Annotated in this window: 15 protein-coding genes; 7 read left to right on the top strand and 8 right to left on the bottom strand. The window is 58.3% G+C overall.

Features of this window, described 5'->3' with window-relative positions; genetic code table 11:
* The first annotated feature begins 53 nt into the window (after positions 1-53).
* On the top strand, positions 54-716 hold the full coding sequence (locus tag SYN9616_RS0113510) for an LON peptidase substrate-binding domain-containing protein (protein ID WP_028953570.1): 663 nt from the start codon (positions 54-56) through the stop codon (positions 714-716).
* Entirely contained in the window at positions 716-1642 is a 927-nt protein-coding gene (locus SYN9616_RS0113505; RefSeq protein ID WP_028953569.1) for a methyltransferase domain-containing protein, read from the top strand. The genes SYN9616_RS0113510 and SYN9616_RS0113505 overlap by 1 nt, the downstream gene beginning before the upstream one ends.
* A 4-nt stretch (positions 1643-1646) precedes the next feature.
* Here SYN9616_RS0113505 and pheA read toward each other — a convergent pair whose 3' ends face one another.
* Positions 1647-2489: a prephenate dehydratase gene (pheA, locus tag SYN9616_RS0113500; protein WP_028953568.1), complete on the bottom strand. Its 843-nt coding sequence runs from the start codon at positions 2487-2489 to the stop codon at positions 1647-1649.
* Positions 2490-2539: 50 nt separating this feature from the next.
* Between pheA and SYN9616_RS0113495 the strand changes: the two genes are divergently transcribed.
* Complete coding sequence (locus SYN9616_RS0113495) at positions 2540-3106, top strand: DUF1997 domain-containing protein (protein WP_028953567.1); 567 nt, start codon at positions 2540-2542, stop codon at positions 3104-3106.
* Here SYN9616_RS0113495 and SYN9616_RS0113490 read toward each other — a convergent pair.
* The 3 genes from SYN9616_RS0113490 to SYN9616_RS0113480 form a co-directional block, all read right to left on the bottom strand.
* Entirely contained in the window at positions 3044-3658 is a 615-nt protein-coding gene (locus tag SYN9616_RS0113490) for a ribonuclease HII (RefSeq protein ID WP_037991071.1), read from the bottom strand. The two genes, SYN9616_RS0113495 and SYN9616_RS0113490, sit on opposite strands and share 63 nt — an antisense overlap.
* A complete protein-coding gene (locus SYN9616_RS0113485; RefSeq protein ID WP_028953565.1) occupies positions 3658-5679 on the bottom strand; it encodes an Rne/Rng family ribonuclease in 2022 nt (673 codons plus the stop codon). Before SYN9616_RS0113485 ends, SYN9616_RS0113490 begins: the two co-directional genes overlap by 1 nt.
* Before the next feature lie 252 nt (positions 5680-5931).
* Positions 5932-8586, bottom strand: coding sequence for a TIGR03960 family B12-binding radical SAM protein (locus SYN9616_RS0113480; protein WP_028953564.1), 2655 nt, complete (start codon positions 8584-8586; stop codon positions 5932-5934).
* Positions 8587-8638: 52 nt separating this feature from the next.
* Between SYN9616_RS0113480 and SYN9616_RS0113475 the strand changes: the two genes are divergently transcribed.
* Genes SYN9616_RS0113475 through SYN9616_RS15890 form a run of 3 tightly spaced genes read left to right on the top strand, consistent with a single transcriptional unit; the run spans position 8639 to position 11065 of the window.
* A complete protein-coding gene (locus SYN9616_RS0113475; protein WP_028953563.1) occupies positions 8639-9865 on the top strand; it encodes an LL-diaminopimelate aminotransferase in 1227 nt (408 codons plus the stop codon).
* Between the two features lie 46 nt (positions 9866-9911).
* A complete protein-coding gene (gene clpS / locus SYN9616_RS0113470) occupies positions 9912-10232 on the top strand; it encodes an ATP-dependent Clp protease adapter ClpS (RefSeq protein WP_037991069.1) in 321 nt (106 codons plus the stop codon).
* Complete coding sequence (locus SYN9616_RS15890; protein ID WP_084218363.1) at positions 10229-11065, top strand: CPBP family intramembrane glutamic endopeptidase; 837 nt, start codon at positions 10229-10231, stop codon at positions 11063-11065. Before clpS ends, SYN9616_RS15890 begins: the two co-directional genes overlap by 4 nt.
* Here SYN9616_RS15890 and SYN9616_RS0113460 read toward each other — a convergent pair.
* Complete coding sequence (locus SYN9616_RS0113460) at positions 11005-12582, bottom strand: photosystem II high light acclimation radical SAM protein (RefSeq protein ID WP_232200478.1); 1578 nt, start codon at positions 12580-12582, stop codon at positions 11005-11007. The two genes, SYN9616_RS15890 and SYN9616_RS0113460, sit on opposite strands and share 61 nt — an antisense overlap.
* Before the next feature lie 182 nt (positions 12583-12764).
* Between SYN9616_RS0113460 and psbA the strand changes: the two genes are divergently transcribed.
* A complete protein-coding gene (psbA, locus tag SYN9616_RS0113455) occupies positions 12765-13844 on the top strand; it encodes a photosystem II q(b) protein (protein WP_028953560.1) in 1080 nt (359 codons plus the stop codon).
* A 200-nt stretch (positions 13845-14044) separates the two neighbouring features.
* Here psbA and modC read toward each other — a convergent pair whose 3' ends face one another.
* From modC to modA, 3 genes are read right to left on the bottom strand one after another with little or no spacing between them, the layout of a single operon-like run.
* The gene (gene modC / locus SYN9616_RS0113450) at positions 14045-15118 is read right to left on the bottom strand and encodes a molybdenum ABC transporter ATP-binding protein (protein WP_028953559.1); all 1074 of its coding nucleotides are present in this window, start codon (positions 15116-15118) and stop codon (positions 14045-14047) included.
* Positions 15105-15794, bottom strand: coding sequence for a molybdate ABC transporter permease subunit (modB, locus tag SYN9616_RS0113445; RefSeq protein WP_028953558.1), 690 nt, complete (start codon positions 15792-15794; stop codon positions 15105-15107). Before modB ends, modC begins: the two co-directional genes overlap by 14 nt.
* Positions 15791-16537 (bottom strand): molybdate ABC transporter substrate-binding protein, encoded by a 747-nt coding sequence (gene modA, locus SYN9616_RS0113440; protein WP_232200475.1) that lies wholly within the window; start codon positions 16535-16537, stop codon positions 15791-15793. Before modA ends, modB begins: the two co-directional genes overlap by 4 nt.
* Positions 16538-16543 lie beyond the last annotated feature (6 nt).

Here is a 16543-nt window from a genome sequence, read left to right as displayed (position 1 = left end):
CGTCGGAACACCCTTGGCGTTCCTAGGATCTAGACATCTCCTGGCAGGCGTCCGTGAACGATTATTCCGTCAGGGAACTTCCCCTGTTTCCTCTGCCGGACGTCGTTCTTTTTCCGCAGCAACTCCTGCCACTGCATATTTTTGAATCGCGTTACCGGATGATGCTCCAGACGGCTCTGGAGTCCGACAAACGCTTCGGCGTCGTGCGCGTCGATCCGGAAACCCGAGAAATGGCCGAGGTTGGATGCTGCGCTGAAGTTCTACAGCATCAAACCACCGAGGACGGTCGCAGCTACATCGTCACGCTCGGACAACAGCGCTTCAGAGTGCTCAATGTCACCCGCGAAGCGCCTTTTCGAAGCGCGATGGTGAGCTGGATCGAAGACGATCAAGTGAGTCAGCACGAGGGTCTCAACGACCTTCGCGACACCGTTCGCGATGCGCTTGAGGACGTCGTCACGCTGACCGCAAAACTTCAGGGTCGCGACGTGACATTGCCTGAGGATCTCCCTGATTTACCTAGAGAGCTGTCGTTTTGGATCGGTGCTCATCTCGATCACAACGCGGCGCAGGAACAACAATCCCTGCTTGAACTCACCGACACATTTGAGCGTCTGCAACGCCAGTTCGACATGCTCGACAACACGCGTCGTCAGCTGGCGGCCCGAACGGTTCTCAAAGACACGTTCGCCAATGCCGATGGCCAGGACAACTGATGCTTGCGAGTGGTGTTCTGCTGGCCAGCCTCCTGGTCGCAGCTGTCCTGATCTGGTTGCGGCGGGATCGGCGCTACCAATCATCTGAAAGCGTCGCTTCGGCCTATGACGCCTGGACCGATGACCGCCTGCTCGAACGGCTCTGGGGTGAGCATGTGCATCTCGGTCATTACGGCGACCCACCGGCAAGCCGCGACTTTCGCCGCGCCAAGGAAGCGTTTGTTCATGAACTGATTCGCTGGAGCGGGCTCGATCAGCTGCCTCCAGGGTCCAAATTGATTGATGTGGGCTGCGGAATCGGTGGGAGCGCCCGAATCCTGGCCCGTGACTATGGCTTTGATGTCCTCGGCATCAGCATCAGTCCGGTGCAGGTACGGCGTGCCACTGAGCTCACACCTGAGGGACTGAGCTGCCGTTTTGCCGTGATGGATGCCCTCGAGCTCGACTGTCCCAACCACAGCTTCGATGCTGTCTGGAGCGTCGAAGCAGGTCCTCACATGCCGGACAAACAGCGCTATGCCGATGAGTTGTTGCGGGTGTTGCGACCTGGCGGTCATCTGGCCGTCGCGGATTGGAATCGACGCGATCCCAGCGATGGAGAGATGAATCGCAGAGAGCGTTGGGTGATGCGCCAGCTCCTCAATCAGTGGGCCCATCCGGAATTCGCCAGCATCAAGGGTTTTCAAACCAATCTCGATGTGAGCGATCACCATCAGTCAGTCGTCGAGACAGCCGACTGGACCAGTGCCACCCTGCCGTCATGGATCGATTCCATTGCCGAAGGGGTCAGGCGGCCTGGTGCCGTTCTCGGACTTGGACCGTCAGCAGTGCTTCAAGGCCTGCGGGAGACACCCACCTTGCTTCTGATGCATTGGGCTTTTGCCACTGGGTTGATGCAGTTCGGCGTGTTTCGCCTGAAACGCTGAGGCCTCACGTGTCGTTCAACGTGCTGCTCGGATAAGCACCGAAATGGGCCAAGTGCTCACAAAGCGGTTGGAGATCCATCAGCAGTTCCTGCAGCGCCGAGGACGATTCAGCAGTGAGATCCACATCCACGAAAAAGACATATTCCCCGAGTTCGCGTTTGGAAGGCCGGGACTCAATCCGGCTCATGTTCAGGTTCTGACGTGCCAGACAACCGAGGGCTTCCAGAAGAGCACCGGGGGCATTGCGCTGCAGGGAAAACGCCAAACTCGCCACATCTCCGGTCTGACGACGTTCACCGCGTTGGAGCAACAAAAATCGGGTGCTGTTTCCAGGGACGTCATTCACTGGGAACGCCAGCTGATCCAGGCCATGTTCGACTCCCGCTTGGCGAGACGCGATGGCTGCCCTAAAGCGACTGCCGGCCACCATCCTTGCAGCCTCTGCCGTTGATGAGGTCGGCAACTGCAGAGCCTCTGGAAGATTCTCAGCAAGCCAACTGCTGCATTGCGCAAGGGCTTGGGGGTGAGACAGCACCTCCGTGATTCCATTCAGGGATCCGTGACTGAGCAAGGCGTGGCGAATCGGCAAAACCAATGCCCGCCGAATGCAGAGTTCCCGGTGGATCCAGAGGGCATCAAGAATCGCGGTCACGCCCCCTTCAACGGAATTCTCCACAGGAACCACGGCAGCACCGCAGTCTCCTGAAGCCAACTGATCCATTACGGAGCGCAAGCCCTTGCAGGGCACGAACTCAGGGTCCGAGATCGTCTCAAGGTCGACGAGAGCTGCGGCAGCCTGTTCTCCATAGGTCCCCGCCGGACCAAGAAAGGCGATGCGTGTCGGCATCAGGGGTGGGACCTGGACTGGATAGGATCATGCCGCGTCAGGCGATGCCCATGCCTCTGGCCTTCGATGCCAGTCAGCATCTTGATCTGCCTGTGCAGGGCCATGCCCAGCGACTGGCCGACTATCTGAGACAGGAGGAAAGGCTCCTGGCAGCGCTGCTCGACGAGCGTCAATTAACCCGGAAAGGGCCTGGTGAGTACCGCTATCTCGTTACCAACCTTCAGGTCTTTCAGCTGCAGGTGAAGCCGATCGTGTCGTTGCAGATCGAGCATGGAGACAGCTCCCTGCTGATGCGCGCCGTGGATTGTGAGCTCGAAGGGCTCGGACTGGTCGACGATTTCAAGCTGACACTCGAAGCCAACCTCAACGCCACGGACCGCGGCCTTGTCGGGGATGCCAGCCTCGCGGTTCGCGTCAGTCAGCCACCCCTGCTTCGGATGATCCCGAAAAGAATGCTGGAAACAACCGGCGAATCCCTGTTGAACGGGATCCTGGTTGGCATCAAGGCACGTGTCGGGCAGCAGCTGATGGCCGATTTCCGGCGCTGGTGCCGATCAGCGATGTCCGACCCAAAGACGCTTGAGGAAACTACGGCGGTGCAGCGCGGTGGGGCCTGACGTCAACAACGCCTGGCGATGCAAAACCGTGCCATAGCCGGCGTGACGCTCCAGTCCGTAACCGGGGAAACGTTGCGACAGGCGTCGAATCAGAGCATCCCGTGCCTGCTTCGCGATCACACTCGCCGCCGCAATCGCTGCTGAGCGGGAATCCCCTGCCACCAGCGTGGCCTGTGGGCCGGACCAAAGACGCAAGGGCAAGGACCCATCGACGAGCACCAATTCAGGCGATCGATCCAGCCGCTGCAACGCTCTCAACATGGCCAATTCAGTCGCGGCACGAATCCCCAGGCAATCAATTTCACGGGCCGAGGCCTGGCCAAGGCCAGCGTCGGTGCAGAGCCCCTGAATCAGGGGAAGCAACTGCTCGCGCCGCTTGGCGCTGAGCTTCTTGCTGTCATTCAGACCTGCCGTGAGCAAACGCCCTGCCGAGGAATGGTCAAGCACTACAGCCGCGGCAAACACAGGGCCAAACAAACTGCCCCGGCCAACTTCATCCACGCCGGCAACACCAGGACCGGCCGGAATGTTCTCTGGGACAGCTGTTTTGATCAGCTGGATGACGCAGCAGAGGAGCGGCGACGGCGACGGCGCGGCTCCTCAATCTCCTCGGACGGATCCTGCGCGGCAACGGCTTGCTCCTCGCCGGCCGATTGAGATGAATCCGCCACCGAATCATTCGCCCCTTTCATCTCAGCAACTGTCTTCACAGCAGCAGTCGTCTCAAAGGCAGCCGTCACGGTGTCCACAGGGATGAGCGGAAGCGGCGTGATTTCCACCATCAACGGCGCCTCCGACTCGACCTCATCAGCCGCTACTGCAGTCGCATCCGTCGAACCCTGGCTGTAAGCAGCTCCGTTTCCTGATCCATTCCTGCCGGTACCGCGGCCACCGCGCCCACGGCGGCGGCGGCGGCCAGCGCTTGCCGCCATTTGCTGTCTGGCTTCTTCCAGCACAGCGTCAGCATCCTCTCCGGGACGCACCACCCGAACCATGATGTTGTCCGACTCAGGCGGCGTCTCCAGCAACAACGCGGGATTCAGACCAAGCCAGCCATAGAGCTCCTGCTGCTCCGGCGTCATGGACACCGCCACAAGCTCGGGGTCGGACCGTCGGGCCGACACCGCTGCCGTGGCATCCTCCTGGATGTCATCAGAGGCGCTGGCTTCGGCCGGAGCCACTGCAGTCGGCATGCCGGATGCCGCGCTGACCGGCTCAGCCACACCACGACCGCGACCTCCACGGCGGCGGCGGCTGCCGTTCGTGGCCTCAGAGGGAGAGAGCACTTCGGCCCGAGCGGATGCAACGGAACGCACCAGCCCCGCCGCCGTCGCCAGAGGCTGCAACAGATCCTTGCCAGGCAGAACAGCCACATGTCCAAGCCCCCCACAACTCGGGCATGCACGGCCGAACAGCTCGTAAATGTTTTGCCCCTGACGTTTGCGCGTCAGCTCAACCAAACCGAGCTCCGTCAGTTGTGCGATCTGAGGACGTGCCGCGTCATCCCGCACGGAACTGGTGAAGTGCTCAAGCACCTGGAGCTGATCCCGGCGCGAATCCATATCGATGAAATCGATGATGATCACGCCACCGATGTTGCGAAGCTTCAGCTGGCGAGCGATTTCAATCGCGGCTTCACAGTTGGTCCACAGAACTGTTTCTCGAGCGTTGGCCGAACGCGTGAACGAGCCTGAGTTGACATCGATCACCGTGAGGGCCTCGGTGGGCTCGATGATCACGTAGCCGCCAGAGGGAAGATCAACCCTTGGCTTCAGGGCATTGCGAATGGCGTCGTTGATTTTGAAGTGCTCAAGCACTTCGTTGGACTCGCTGTGCGCTTCCACCTGAACCGCTGCACCATCAGGACCAAGAAACCCCGTGACCCGGTTCGTTGCAGCGGGATCATCAACGACGACCCTGGTGAGATCAGGGCCCATGTGATCCCTCAGGACCCGATGGATGAAATCTTCATCGCGATTCAGCAGAACTGGAGGTACCGCCGTGTCCGCAGCCTGCTGAATGCCCTCCCACTGGCGCAGGAGAGCTTCGAGATCATCGATCAGAAGGTCCTCACTGATCCCGTCCGCCTCGGTGCGGATCAGCAGCCCCGCACCGGGAGGCTTGATCAGCACCCCGAGGGCTCTGAGCCTGTTGCGCTCAGCTTCCGAAGCAATCCGTCGCGAGATGTTCACCCCCTGGCCATGGGGCTGAAGCACCAGGTAACGGCCCGGGAGGGCAAGGTTGCCCGTCAGGCGCGGCCCCTTGGTACCGGTGGGTTCCTTCATCACCTGAACAAGAACCTTCTGACGAGGCTCGAGCAGTTCGGTGATGCCTGCCGACGCCTTCTTCAGCCGCAAAGGGCCTAGATCGGTGACATGAATAAAGCCGTTTTTTTCACTTTCTCCGATATTGACGAAGGCAGCATCAATGCCAGGCAGAACGTTTTCAACGGTTCCGAGGTAAACGTCGCCGATTTGATAACGACCCTGGGCAACAATCAGCTCATCGACGCGGTCATCAGAGAGCACCGCTGCGATTCGCAACTGCTCCGCGATAACGATGTGTTGGGGCATGGAATGTCGGGACAGGAGCCCAAAAGAGCTCAGATCCGATCGGAGACCTACCGGCCTTCCGCATCGGGTGTTGGATGAACTAATGAATGGTCTTAAGGACCGAAATAGGGCGGAGTTGGAAACTCCTTTGAATCCCGGGCTCTGCTGCGAACAGTCAGCCGCACGGATAGAAACACAGGTTCCGTCGTTGGCTCGGAACGGGTGGGAACGCCAGGGACGACTGAAACCGTTTCCCGATGTCCAAGACGGACATTAGCACCGGGCCAGTCGCAGTTCTTCGCGGCACAGCTCTTGAAGTTTCAGCGAATCGCCGATCTGTTCGGAAAGCCAGTGCTGAATCTGGAGAGGCCGCAGACTGCGGCCCATGGGATCCACGTCCGTCTCCAGAAGAAGGCTGAGGGCATGACCCTTCGGCTCCGCCAGGGGACGCAGACTGATCAGAGCCGATCGACAGTCCCTTTCACGGGGTCGCCCTTTCTTATCGGTGTCGTGCCAGATCAACTGGCTGGAAGCAGTGATCGCCTCAACGGCGGCGGACCAGTCCGGAGAAATGCCACTCTCAACAACGAGGCCAAAGCTCCAAACCGCAGACTGAACCTCCTGAGAAAGGCTGGGCCCGTTGACTGGCACCTCCTCGACCTCAAGCAAACGCATGCCATCAGGGAGCAGGGGCTGCAGGGTCTGAAGCAGATGCTCGGGAGTCAGCTGTTCGCTGAACTCAAGATCCATCCATTCGCCATGGGCCCTGGCCCCCAGAGGCAATGCCAGAGCGATCTGAATTCTCGGAAGCGGATGAAAACCGCCGCTGAAGCTGATCGGCAGGCCGCTGCGCCGAAGCGATCGCTCCAGCATCCTCACGAGATCGAGATGGCTGAGCAGGGCCATCGAACCGACCTTGGCGAAACGGATTCTCAGCCGACAGGCGCGCTGGCTCGGCGGCGCCTTCGCAGCCACTTGGGTCGGGATCGCTGGAGCGGGAACAACGACGTTGTGACCAAGATCCGGACCACAGACTCCACAACTGCTGCAACCGTCGAAGGAGCAGTCAGGCACCACAGCGGCTGCCAGTGCCCGCTTCAGATCATCCGCCAGCCAACGTTTGTCGATGCCGGTGTCGATGTGGTCCCAGGGGAGTGGTTGACGACAGAACGCCTCCAAATCCTCCCGATCAAGCGCCGCCACCGAGCTCCAGCTTCCCAACTCCATCTGCCGGTAGTGGCCCTTAAGGCCTGCCTCAGCGATCGCCCCAGTCCACGCTTCATAGGTTCGATCGAGCGATTCAAACCAGGCATCCATCCCTGCACCGGCACGCCAGGCGGCTTCGATCACCGGCGCGAGGCGCCGGTCGCTGCGACCGACAAAGTCCTCCATCGCCGAGAGGCGAACATCGGTGAAGTTCACCTTCAAGCCCCGCAGTGCCTTGAAGGCATGGCGCAGCAGGCTTTGACGTCTCACAAATTCATCGGTGGAGACGCTGTGCCACTGGAAGGGCGTGTGGGGCTTGGGGGTGAAATTGCTGATTGTGATGTTCAGATTCAGCCGCCCAAGCTCGCGGCAGCGCTGCTGCAACATCTCGCAGGTCTCGACGATGCCGAGCACATCGGTATCGGTCTCGCCCGGCAGACCGATCATGAAATAGAGCTTGACCTTGCGGTAGCCGTTCTGCATGGCCGTACGGATGCCGTTGAGGAGGTCGTCATCCGTCAGCCCCTTGTTGACGATGTCCCGCAGACGCTGGGTACCGGCTTCTGGCGCAAAGGTGAGACCAGCCTGACGGGTGCCGCCAAGGATGTGGGCGATGTGGTTATCAAAGCGATCCACCCGCTGACTGGGAAGCTGCAGAGTGATGTTCTGATCGGCCAGTCGGTTGCGTAGTTCAACCCCAACCGCCGGCAGGGCCAGGTAGTCGCTGCAACTCAGCGAAAGAAGCGAGAAATCGCTGTATCCGGTTTGCTTCATGCCGGTTTCCACGGCCTCGATCACCGCTTCCGGCTCCACATCACGGGCCGGACGCGTGAGCATGCCGGGTTGGCAAAAACGACAACCACGGGTGCAACCGCGCCGGATTTCAACGGTGAGTCGGTCATGCACGGTTTCCACATTCGGCACCAATCCCATCGCGTAATGGGGCATTGGCGTGGCCACCCGACGCAACACCCGGGAAGGGAGCTCGGGGTCCAGGGGCTGCAGCGTGACGCCGTCCTCCCCCGGAGCGTAGAGAGACGGCACATAGACCCCGGGCACATGAGCCAGATCCCGCAGCAGATCGGATCGACTCAGGTTCTCGGCCTTGGCCTGCGCCACGACCAGTCCGATCTCGGGCAGCAGCTCCTCACCATCACCGAGAGCAATGAAATCGAAGAAGGCGGCATAAGGTTCCGGATTGCTGGTGGCAGTGGGACCACCCGCGAAAATCAAGGGTGGAGCTGCAGGATCACTGAGAGGCAGGTCCCCACGTGCTGAGGCCCGAATCGGCAGCCTGCAGAGATCCAGCATCTCGAGGATGTTGGTGGCGCCGAGCTCGTAGCTGAGGCTGAAACCGAGGAGATCGAAGCCGGGAAGCGGGCGTCGGCTTTCCACGGCGAACAGCGGCTGATGCCGCTCCCGAAGCCTGGACGCAAGATCGGAACCAGGCAGGTAGGCACGATCACACAACTGCCCTGGCACGGCGTTGAGAATCGAATAAAGAATGATGTGGCCGAGATTGCTGGAGCCGACCTCGTAGATCTCGGGGTAGGTGAGGGCCCACCGCACCTGGGAGCCCAACCAGTCCCTCGGTTCAACGCCGAGTTCGTGGCCCATGTACCGGGCTGGTTTCTTGATACCGGCGTCCACCAGATCTGCGAAATCGATGGGTGCATCGATGGCGTTAGCGATCACGGCAGGCGAGACGACGCATTTCTGCATCGTATGGAGCGGCCGGCGCGGCAGGATGCCTCCGCAGAAACCCTTCGGTTCCGTGGTTCAGGTCAACGGCAATTACCTCAAACTCAAGGCGGGCTATCTGTTCCCTGAAATCGGCAGGCGTGTGAAGGCCTTCAGCACGGCCCATCCCGATGCACCCCTGATCCGACTCGGAATCGGTGATGTCACCGAACCACTACCGCAGGCGTGTCGCGATGCCATGAAGATCGCGATCGACGCGATGGGGACAGCCGAGGGCTTTCACGGCTATGGCCCAGAGCAGGGATACGCCTGGCTGAGAGAGGCGATTGCCACGCACGACTTCCAGTCCCGCGGTTGCGCGATCAGCGCCGATGAGATCTTCGTCTCCGATGGCTCCAAGTGCGACAGCAGCAACATCCTCGACATCCTTGGTGAGGGCAACCGCATTGCCGTCACCGATCCGGTGTACCCGGTATACGTCGACAGCAATGTGATGGCCGGCCGGACAGGCCAGGCCGGCGACGAGGGTCGTTATGCAGGGCTGAGCTACTTGCCGATCAGCGCTGACAACGGTTTCACCGCTGAGATCCCCAGCGAACCTGTGGATCTGATCTACCTCTGCTTCCCCAACAACCCAACAGGTGCCGTCGCCACCAAGAAGCAGCTGACAGCCTGGGTTGACTACGCGCGCAAGAACGGCGCTCTCATCCTGTTCGATGCCGCCTACGAAGCGTTCATTCAGGATCCCGAGCTGCCTCACTCGATCTATGAAATCGATGGTGCCCGTGATTGCGCCATTGAATTCCGGTCCTTCTCCAAGAACGCAGGATTCACCGGTACCCGCTGCGCCTTCACCGTGGTGCCAAAGGGGCTGAAGGGCAAGGCTGCCAATGCTGAGGACGTGGAACTCTGGGGCCTCTGGAACCGGCGTCAGAGCACCAAGTTCAACGGTGTCAGCTACATCATCCAGCGCGGCGCCGAGGCGGTGTACTCAGCGGCCGGACAGCAGGAAGTGAAAGGGCTGGTGAGCTTCTACATGGAGAACGCTTCCATCATCCGCAAGCAACTGAGCAGCGCCGGCCTCACCGTCTATGGCGGTGAACATGCCCCCTACGTCTGGATCAAAACCCCCGACGGCATGGATTCCTGGGGATTCTTTGATCATCTGCTCAACAACGCCAACGTGGTCGGCACGCCAGGCAGCGGCTTCGGCGCCGCAGGCGAAGGCTATTTCCGACTGTCCGCTTTCAACAGCCGCGCCAATGTTGACGACGCCATGGCCAGGATCCAGGCGCTATGACCCGAAGCCGCCCCAGCAGCCTTTAGATTTCCTTCAGAACAGTCCCATGGTCATGACGGTGGAAACCCCCGTCCGCAATCCAGGTGGCGCTGCGGTGCTGGAAAAAGCGCCCGAACGGGTGCGCAAACGGTCACCTCGATACAAAGTGCTGCTTCACAACGACCCCGTGAACTCCATGGAGTACGTGGTCACCACCCTGCGTCAGGTGGTCCCTCAGCTGAGTGAACAGGACTGCATGGCAGTGATGCTCGAAGCCCACAACACCGGCGTTGGACTCGTCATCGTGTGCGATCTGGAGCCGGCAGAGTTTTACTGCGAAACACTCAAATCCAAAGGACTCACCAGCACGATTGAACCCGAGGAATGAAGCCTCGCTGGCGTGGCGCATTTCTCTATCCAGCCGCTCTCGTGGCGTTGTTTCTGGGACTGCAAGGGCTACTCGCCCTGGCCGGTGTTCCGCTGACGCAACAGCCAACCATCGCTGCCTTCCCAAGCCTGGCAGCGCTGTTGCTGTCCTTGCCCTGGCGCCTGAAGCGGGCATGGGGAGAGTCCAGCCCCTGGACACGTCTGGGGGTGCGTTGCCGTCTGGCGGTGCTGCTCACGAGCCTGCTCCGGGGCTTGCTTCTGGCAGGAGCACTGCTGGTGTTCATCGTGGTGGCATTGCTGATGGCAGGAAGCCAGGGTCAATGCGATCTCACGCCAGGCCTGCTCCTCAATGCTGTAGCGCTAGGCCTGGGAGTTGGCTTCAGCGAGGAACTTCTCTTCCGCGGCTGGTTGCTCGGTGAGCTCACCCTGCTGATTGGCTACGGACGCGCCCTCTGGTTGCAAGCACTCCTGTTCAGCCTGGTGCACACGCGGTTCGACTTACCACCGTCTGAACTGTTTCCGCTGCTGGGCGGACTGTTCTTATTCGCCTTGGTTCTCGCTGAACTACGACAGCGCGACGGCGGCGTCCTCTGGGGAGCCATCGGGCTGCATGGCGGCGCAGTCGGCGGGTGGTTCCTGCTGAGCCAGGGACTTCTCACGCTGGATGGAACAGGGCCGGCCTGGTTGCTGAGCACAGCCAACCCAATCGGTGGATTGATCGGCTGGGTTGGCCTTGGGCTCTTACTGGCTGGCTTAAAAACTCAGCTGCCCAATCAACGAACAGCAGTCGCTAAAGCAGCCCGACCCGACACAGGAGCCCGCAGGGCTTCTTGAAGTGGAGCAACGCCGTAGTCGCGCTCCAAAAGTTCCATCACGGTCCTGCCGAAATCGCCGGGGTTGCGATCGAAGGCTTCGAGACACACCCGACCAAATGTGCTCCCCATCGGCTCTGGATTCCAGAGCAGCTTGCGAGCGGTCCAGGGCATCATGCTCATCGGGTTGTAGCCGGGCTTGATTAAGCCCTTGTCAAATCCGTACTGCTCAAGGTGGGTATGGGGTTGCAATCCGATGAAGAAGATGGCTGGCTCCACCAGATCGGCTCCGAAAATCTTCTCCAGTTCGCGGTGGTATGCCACGGTCTGACGAATGGTCTCCGGGCGTTCATCGATCACGTTGAACGAGTAGTTCACGGAAACGTGATCTCGGAAACCCGCCTCAGCGAGCATGCGACAGCTTTCAAGAACCGTGCGGAGGTTGTAGCCCATGCGCATCTTGCGGACCAGCTCCTGAGATCCGGACGTGATGCCGATCTCGAAATAACTCATACCGGTCTCCACCATCAGCTGAGCGAGTTCGGCATCGAGATTGTCGGCTCGGATGTAGGCCGCCCAGCGAATTCCGCTGAGCCCCTCCGCCTTGATCGCCCGAAGGAGCTCCTTGGCATCTTCGATGTAACGGCGTGCCGGGATGAACTGAGCGTCGGTGAACCAGAAACCGCGCACGCCGCGGTTGTAGAGCTGACGCATCTCCTTGACCACCTCATCCACAGGGTTGAGGCGAACCTGTTTGCCCTCCACAACGGTGTAAACGCAGTAACAGCAGTTGTGTGGACAACCGCGCTTGGTCTGCACCCCGACGTAAAAGTCCCCCCCCTCGAGATACCAGTCCAACTGCGGCCAGATTGAGGCGATGTAGTCGTAATCGCAGGCGGTTTTCGGGCGACTCTGGGGTTGCTCGTGAATCAGGCCGGGCCTTGGCGGTTCACCGACGACGAAACAACGCTCGTTCTCGAGAGTCTGACCCTGCAGCAGTTTCTCCAGAAGCGGCTCTCCTTCACCGACGGAGACGATGGTTCCCTTCGGCAGGGAACGGCCGAGTTGCTCGTAAAAAACGCTGACAGCACCACCACCCAGCACCGCCCGGGCCTGTTCATGAAAACGACGCGCTCTCTTCAAGCCTTGGCGAACGAGTCGTTGATTGCGATGCAGTTCGCCGTAGTGGCTGGTCATCAGACGCAGACCGCCGAGGGCTCCGTGAAGACGCTTCAACGGGTTGGCTGAATAGAACACCTCGAAGGAGTTCTGAAGCGGATTGCCGCCGCGCCCGTCCACTGGCGCATAGATCTGGATATCACGCCAGGAGAACACCAAGAGCGTTGGCTGGAACTGATCGATCGTGTCGATCAACACCCGCTGAACATCAAGAACCGGCAGGGCGGCCAGGTCGAGAATGCGCTGCGGCATTCCCGGAAAGCACTTGTGAAGATGGTCCGCCAGGTAGATGGGACCGATCGGGAAGATGGGGTTGCAGGGCAACCGCACGAACAGCACCCGCTCCTGATCTGGTGACAAGGCAACGGCCACAGGGCTTGCGGGACGCTAACAAGCTCACCCGCACACAGTGCTCAACAGTTCTTTACGACAGCTTCATAAAGAACAGGACACATGGCGCAAACTTCCTTTACATTGGGTCGAGGCAGGGCATCCCTGCCCTTCCTTAAACCGCTTCCTCGGAAGCATTTCTTTCCGTTCTCATGACTACCACCATCCAGCAGCGCTCCGGCGCTAACGGCTGGCAGTCCTTCTGCGAGTGGGTTACCTCCACCAACAACCGTCTGTATGTCGGTTGGTTCGGTGTGCTGATGATCCCAACTCTGTTGGCTGCCACCATCTGTTTCGTCATCGCCTTCGTCGCCGCTCCTCCGGTCGACATCGATGGCATCCGTGAGCCCGTCGCTGGCTCCCTGCTCTACGGAAACAACATCATCTCCGGTGCTGTTGTCCCTTCCTCCAACGCCATTGGCCTGCACTTCTATCCCATCTGGGAAGCAGCTTCACTCGATGAGTGGCTGTACAACGGCGGTCCTTTCCAGCTCGTCGTCTTCCACTTCCTGATCGGCATCTACGCCTACATGGGTCGTGAGTGGGAACTCTCCTACCGCCTGGGCATGCGCCCTTGGATCTGTATTGCCTACAGCGCACCTGTCGCTGCAGCCTCTGCTGTCTTCCTGGTCTACCCCTTCGGTCAGGGTTCGTTCTCTGACGCCATGCCCCTGGGCATCTCTGGCACCTTCAACTACATGTTGGTGTTCCAGGCCGAGCACAACATCCTGATGCACCCCTTCCACATGCTGGGCGTCGCAGGTGTTTTCGGTGGATCACTGTTCTCCGCCATGCACGGCTCCCTGGTGACCTCCTCCTTGGTGCGTGAAACCACCGAGACCGAGTCCCAGAACTACGGCTACAAGTTCGGCCAAGAGGAAGAGACCTACAACATCGTGGCTGCCCACGGTTACTTCGGTCGCCTGATCTTCCAATACGCATCCTTCAACAACAGCCGCAGCCTTCACTTCTTCCTGGCTGCCTGGCCCGTTGTCGGCATCTGGTTCACCGCCCTGGGCGTGTCAACCATGGCCTTCAACCTGAACGGTTTCAACTTCAACCAGTCCATCCTTGATGGTCAGGGCCGCGTCCTGAACACCTGGGCGGATGTGCTGAACCGTGCCGGCCTCGGCATGGAAGTGATGCACGAGCGCAACGCTCACAACTTCCCCCTCGACCTGGCTGCTGCTGAGTCCACTCCTGTGGCTCTGCAGGCACCTGCCATCGGTTGATCTGGAATCAACCTGTTCCATCTGGAACAGCAATAACGATTCAGATCAACTGAATCGGAAAGCCCTCACCGCAAGGTGGGGGCTTTTTGTTATCCATACCTGTCACTCACACCCAGTGAACAGCCCAGCTCAAAAGCCCAAGCTCAACAGCCTCAGGTCATAAGCCCCGCTCAACACGTCTTCTCAATCGAGACATCCGCTTAACCAAAAGCCTCCAGAGCCTGGGTTTTGATCAATAGAACGATGGAACCACCAAGCTCAAGATTCAGCTCTTGCTTTGCCTCACGCGTTATTTTTGCCCAGACGATCTTGCCAATGTCGATACCGACAAGGACATGCGACTCTTGTTCGACAAATCGCTTGACGTTGCCATTCAGGTGATTTCTGCTGCTGATGTTCGACAACGGCTCTTTACTCAACACAACCTCGCTGGCAGAAAACTGGATATACATGTTGTCACTGACACTGTCTCGCTCATACGGAAGTTGGATTTTCTGACCAAAAACGATCGCAAATGCAAAACCATCGCGTTCTTCAAATGAATCGATTTTGAGCCAATTCATCGGCCCCCTTGGTGACTTCCAGATATCAGGGCCATAGGTCTCAATCGTCGCGGAGGTCAAACCAGTAGACAGAACCCGGCCTTGATCCACAACAATTGTGTGGCTGGAAAAACGCTGCACCAGTGACTGGTTATGGCTGATAAAAATCGCCGGTATATTCCACTCTTCAATGATTCTGTCCAGATAATTCAGAATCGAATCCCTCAGGCGATCATCAAGACTCGCCAGTGGTTCATCCATCAGCAACGCCTCGGGGCTGCTGAGAAGCGTTCGACCAATGGCCACTCGCTGGCATTCGCCGCCGGACAACGTCTTGGGATAGCGCGTCAACAGGTGGCCGATTTCCAACACTTCACAGACACGCTGAAAATCCGGGTGCGCTGAGGAAGGGGCACGACCAGGAAAACCATACAACAAATTTTTTTCAACATTGAGGTGCGGGAACAGCAAATGATCCTGAAAGATCACGCCAATTCTTCTTTGATGCATCGGTATATTGACATTGGAACGACGATCAAGGAGAACACGATTGTTCAACACAATCCTGCCCTCCTCAGGAATTTTCAGGCCTGCAATCATCGCTAAAATTGTTGTCTTTCCGCTTCCTGAAGCTCCAAAAATTGATGTGATTTTGCTGTTGATTGCAAAATCAATATTAAGAACAAAACCTGAAGCGTAGCGATGGGTAAAGCTGACCTCAAGAATGCTCATATCGTCCGCTTTGTCGCTCGAGCAATTCTCCTAAAAACAAGGATAGCGAGGACAGCAAAACAGCAATCAGAACAAGTGGCCAACCACTCTCAATACCTCCAATCGTGTTGGACAAGCTGTAAATCGCCAGAGGAATTGTTCTGGTCTGCCCTGGGATATCTCCGGCAATCATGATCGTCGCGCCGAACTCACCAATACTGCGCGCGAAGGCCAAAAGGCAACCAGCAATGATGCCATTGGCAGAGAGCGGCAACGAGATGCGCAGAAACGTTCTCCAGGGTGTAACACCAAGCGTCTGAGACACCAGCTCAAGACGTGGATCGATGGACAGAAAAGCACTGCGTATTGAACGCACCATCAAGGGATAACTGACCACTGCTGAGGCCAGGGCAGCTCCAAACCAGTTGAACGCAAGTCTGATATGGAACGTCGTTTCAAGAAATGAGCCAACAGGTCCCTTGGGCCCCAAAACAACCAACAGAAAATATCCAGTCACAACAGGGGGAAGTACGAGAGGAAGATCAATGAGATTCTGCAAAAAAAACTTTCCTCTGAAGCGATGTTTGGCCAGGAGATAGCCCAATGCGATGGCACTGGGGAGGCTGACGAGAACTGCCGTAAGCGCTACCTGCAAACTCAGGCGAACTGCAACAACATCAATTGCCGAAACATTCATGGCTCTCCCCTGACCAGGAAGCCATGTTTCTCAAAAACATCAAGGGCAGCTTCTGAGCTCAGGTATTCATAAAAATCATTCGCCTGCAACTGTTTATTGGAATTGTTCAAAAGCAGCATTGGATAACTGATCTGATCCATTGAGTCATGATCAATTTCAACACTGGCTTCAGTTCCAGAGGAAATCAATTCATCTGTTGAATAAACAAACCCAACATCAGCACCGCCATTCTCAACATGAGCCAGAGTATGCCGAACATCGCTGCCGAAAATAAATTTATGCTGGAGCGCGTCCCATAAGCCATACGCCACCAGCACTTCTTTGGCGTACATCCCAGCTGGAACACCGTCCGGATCCGCAATCGCAATCCTTTGAATCCGTGGATCCAGAAGATCGGTTAACGACTCGAGCTGATTGGGCACATCGCGACGCGTGATCACGACCAACTGATTCCCCAGCCAGTCCCGTCTTTCCAGAACGGCCTGACGTTGCTCCACAGCATTGGCCCAGTCCTGATTCGCGGAAATGAACACATCGGCCTCAGCGCCATTGAGGATCTGTCGCGCAAGAGTGGACGATCCGGCGTAATTAATCGTCAGTTCAACACCCTTTTCCTGTTCAAAGTTCTCTTCAATTTCCGAGAGAGAATTAGTTAAACTTGAAGCCGCAAATACAAGTAAATTCACCTGCCCTGCATCGGTTGCTTTGAAACAACCAGCACTGATCAAGGCAAGCGCCGGCATCATCAA

Origin of the sequence: Synechococcus sp. CC9616 (assembly GCF_000515235.1) — a bacterium.
Classification (GTDB): domain Bacteria; phylum Cyanobacteriota; class Cyanobacteriia; order PCC-6307; family Cyanobiaceae; genus Parasynechococcus.
Note: the sequence above shows the minus strand (reverse complement) of the source record. Positions and strands in the feature narration are given on the sequence as shown.

Excerpts from the sequence above, each read along its gene's own strand:
- SYN9616_RS0113505 (WP_028953569.1), top strand. The coding sequence starts at position 716 with ATGCTTGCGAGTGGTGTTCTGCTGGCCAGCCTCCTGGTCGCAGCTGTC.
- pheA (WP_028953568.1), bottom strand. The coding sequence starts at position 2,489 with ATGCCGACACGCATCGCCTTTCTTGGTCCGGCGGGGACCTATGGAGAA.
- SYN9616_RS0113495 (WP_028953567.1), top strand. The coding sequence starts at position 2,540 with ATGCCTCTGGCCTTCGATGCCAGTCAGCATCTTGATCTGCCTGTGCAG.
- SYN9616_RS0113485 (WP_028953565.1), bottom strand. The coding sequence starts at position 5,679 with ATGCCCCAACACATCGTTATCGCGGAGCAGTTGCGAATCGCAGCGGTG.
- SYN9616_RS0113480 (WP_028953564.1), bottom strand. The coding sequence starts at position 8,586 with ATGCAGAAATGCGTCGTCTCGCCTGCCGTGATCGCTAACGCCATCGAT.
- clpS (WP_037991069.1), top strand. The coding sequence starts at position 9,912 with ATGGTCATGACGGTGGAAACCCCCGTCCGCAATCCAGGTGGCGCTGCG.
- SYN9616_RS15890 (WP_084218363.1), top strand. The coding sequence starts at position 10,229 with ATGAAGCCTCGCTGGCGTGGCGCATTTCTCTATCCAGCCGCTCTCGTG.
- psbA (WP_028953560.1), top strand. The coding sequence starts at position 12,765 with ATGACTACCACCATCCAGCAGCGCTCCGGCGCTAACGGCTGGCAGTCC.
- modC (WP_028953559.1), bottom strand. The coding sequence starts at position 15,118 with ATGAGCATTCTTGAGGTCAGCTTTACCCATCGCTACGCTTCAGGTTTT.
- modB (WP_028953558.1), bottom strand. The coding sequence starts at position 15,794 with ATGAATGTTTCGGCAATTGATGTTGTTGCAGTTCGCCTGAGTTTGCAG.
- modA (WP_232200475.1), bottom strand. The coding sequence starts at position 16,537 with ATGCCGGCGCTTGCCTTGATCAGTGCTGGTTGTTTCAAAGCAACCGAT.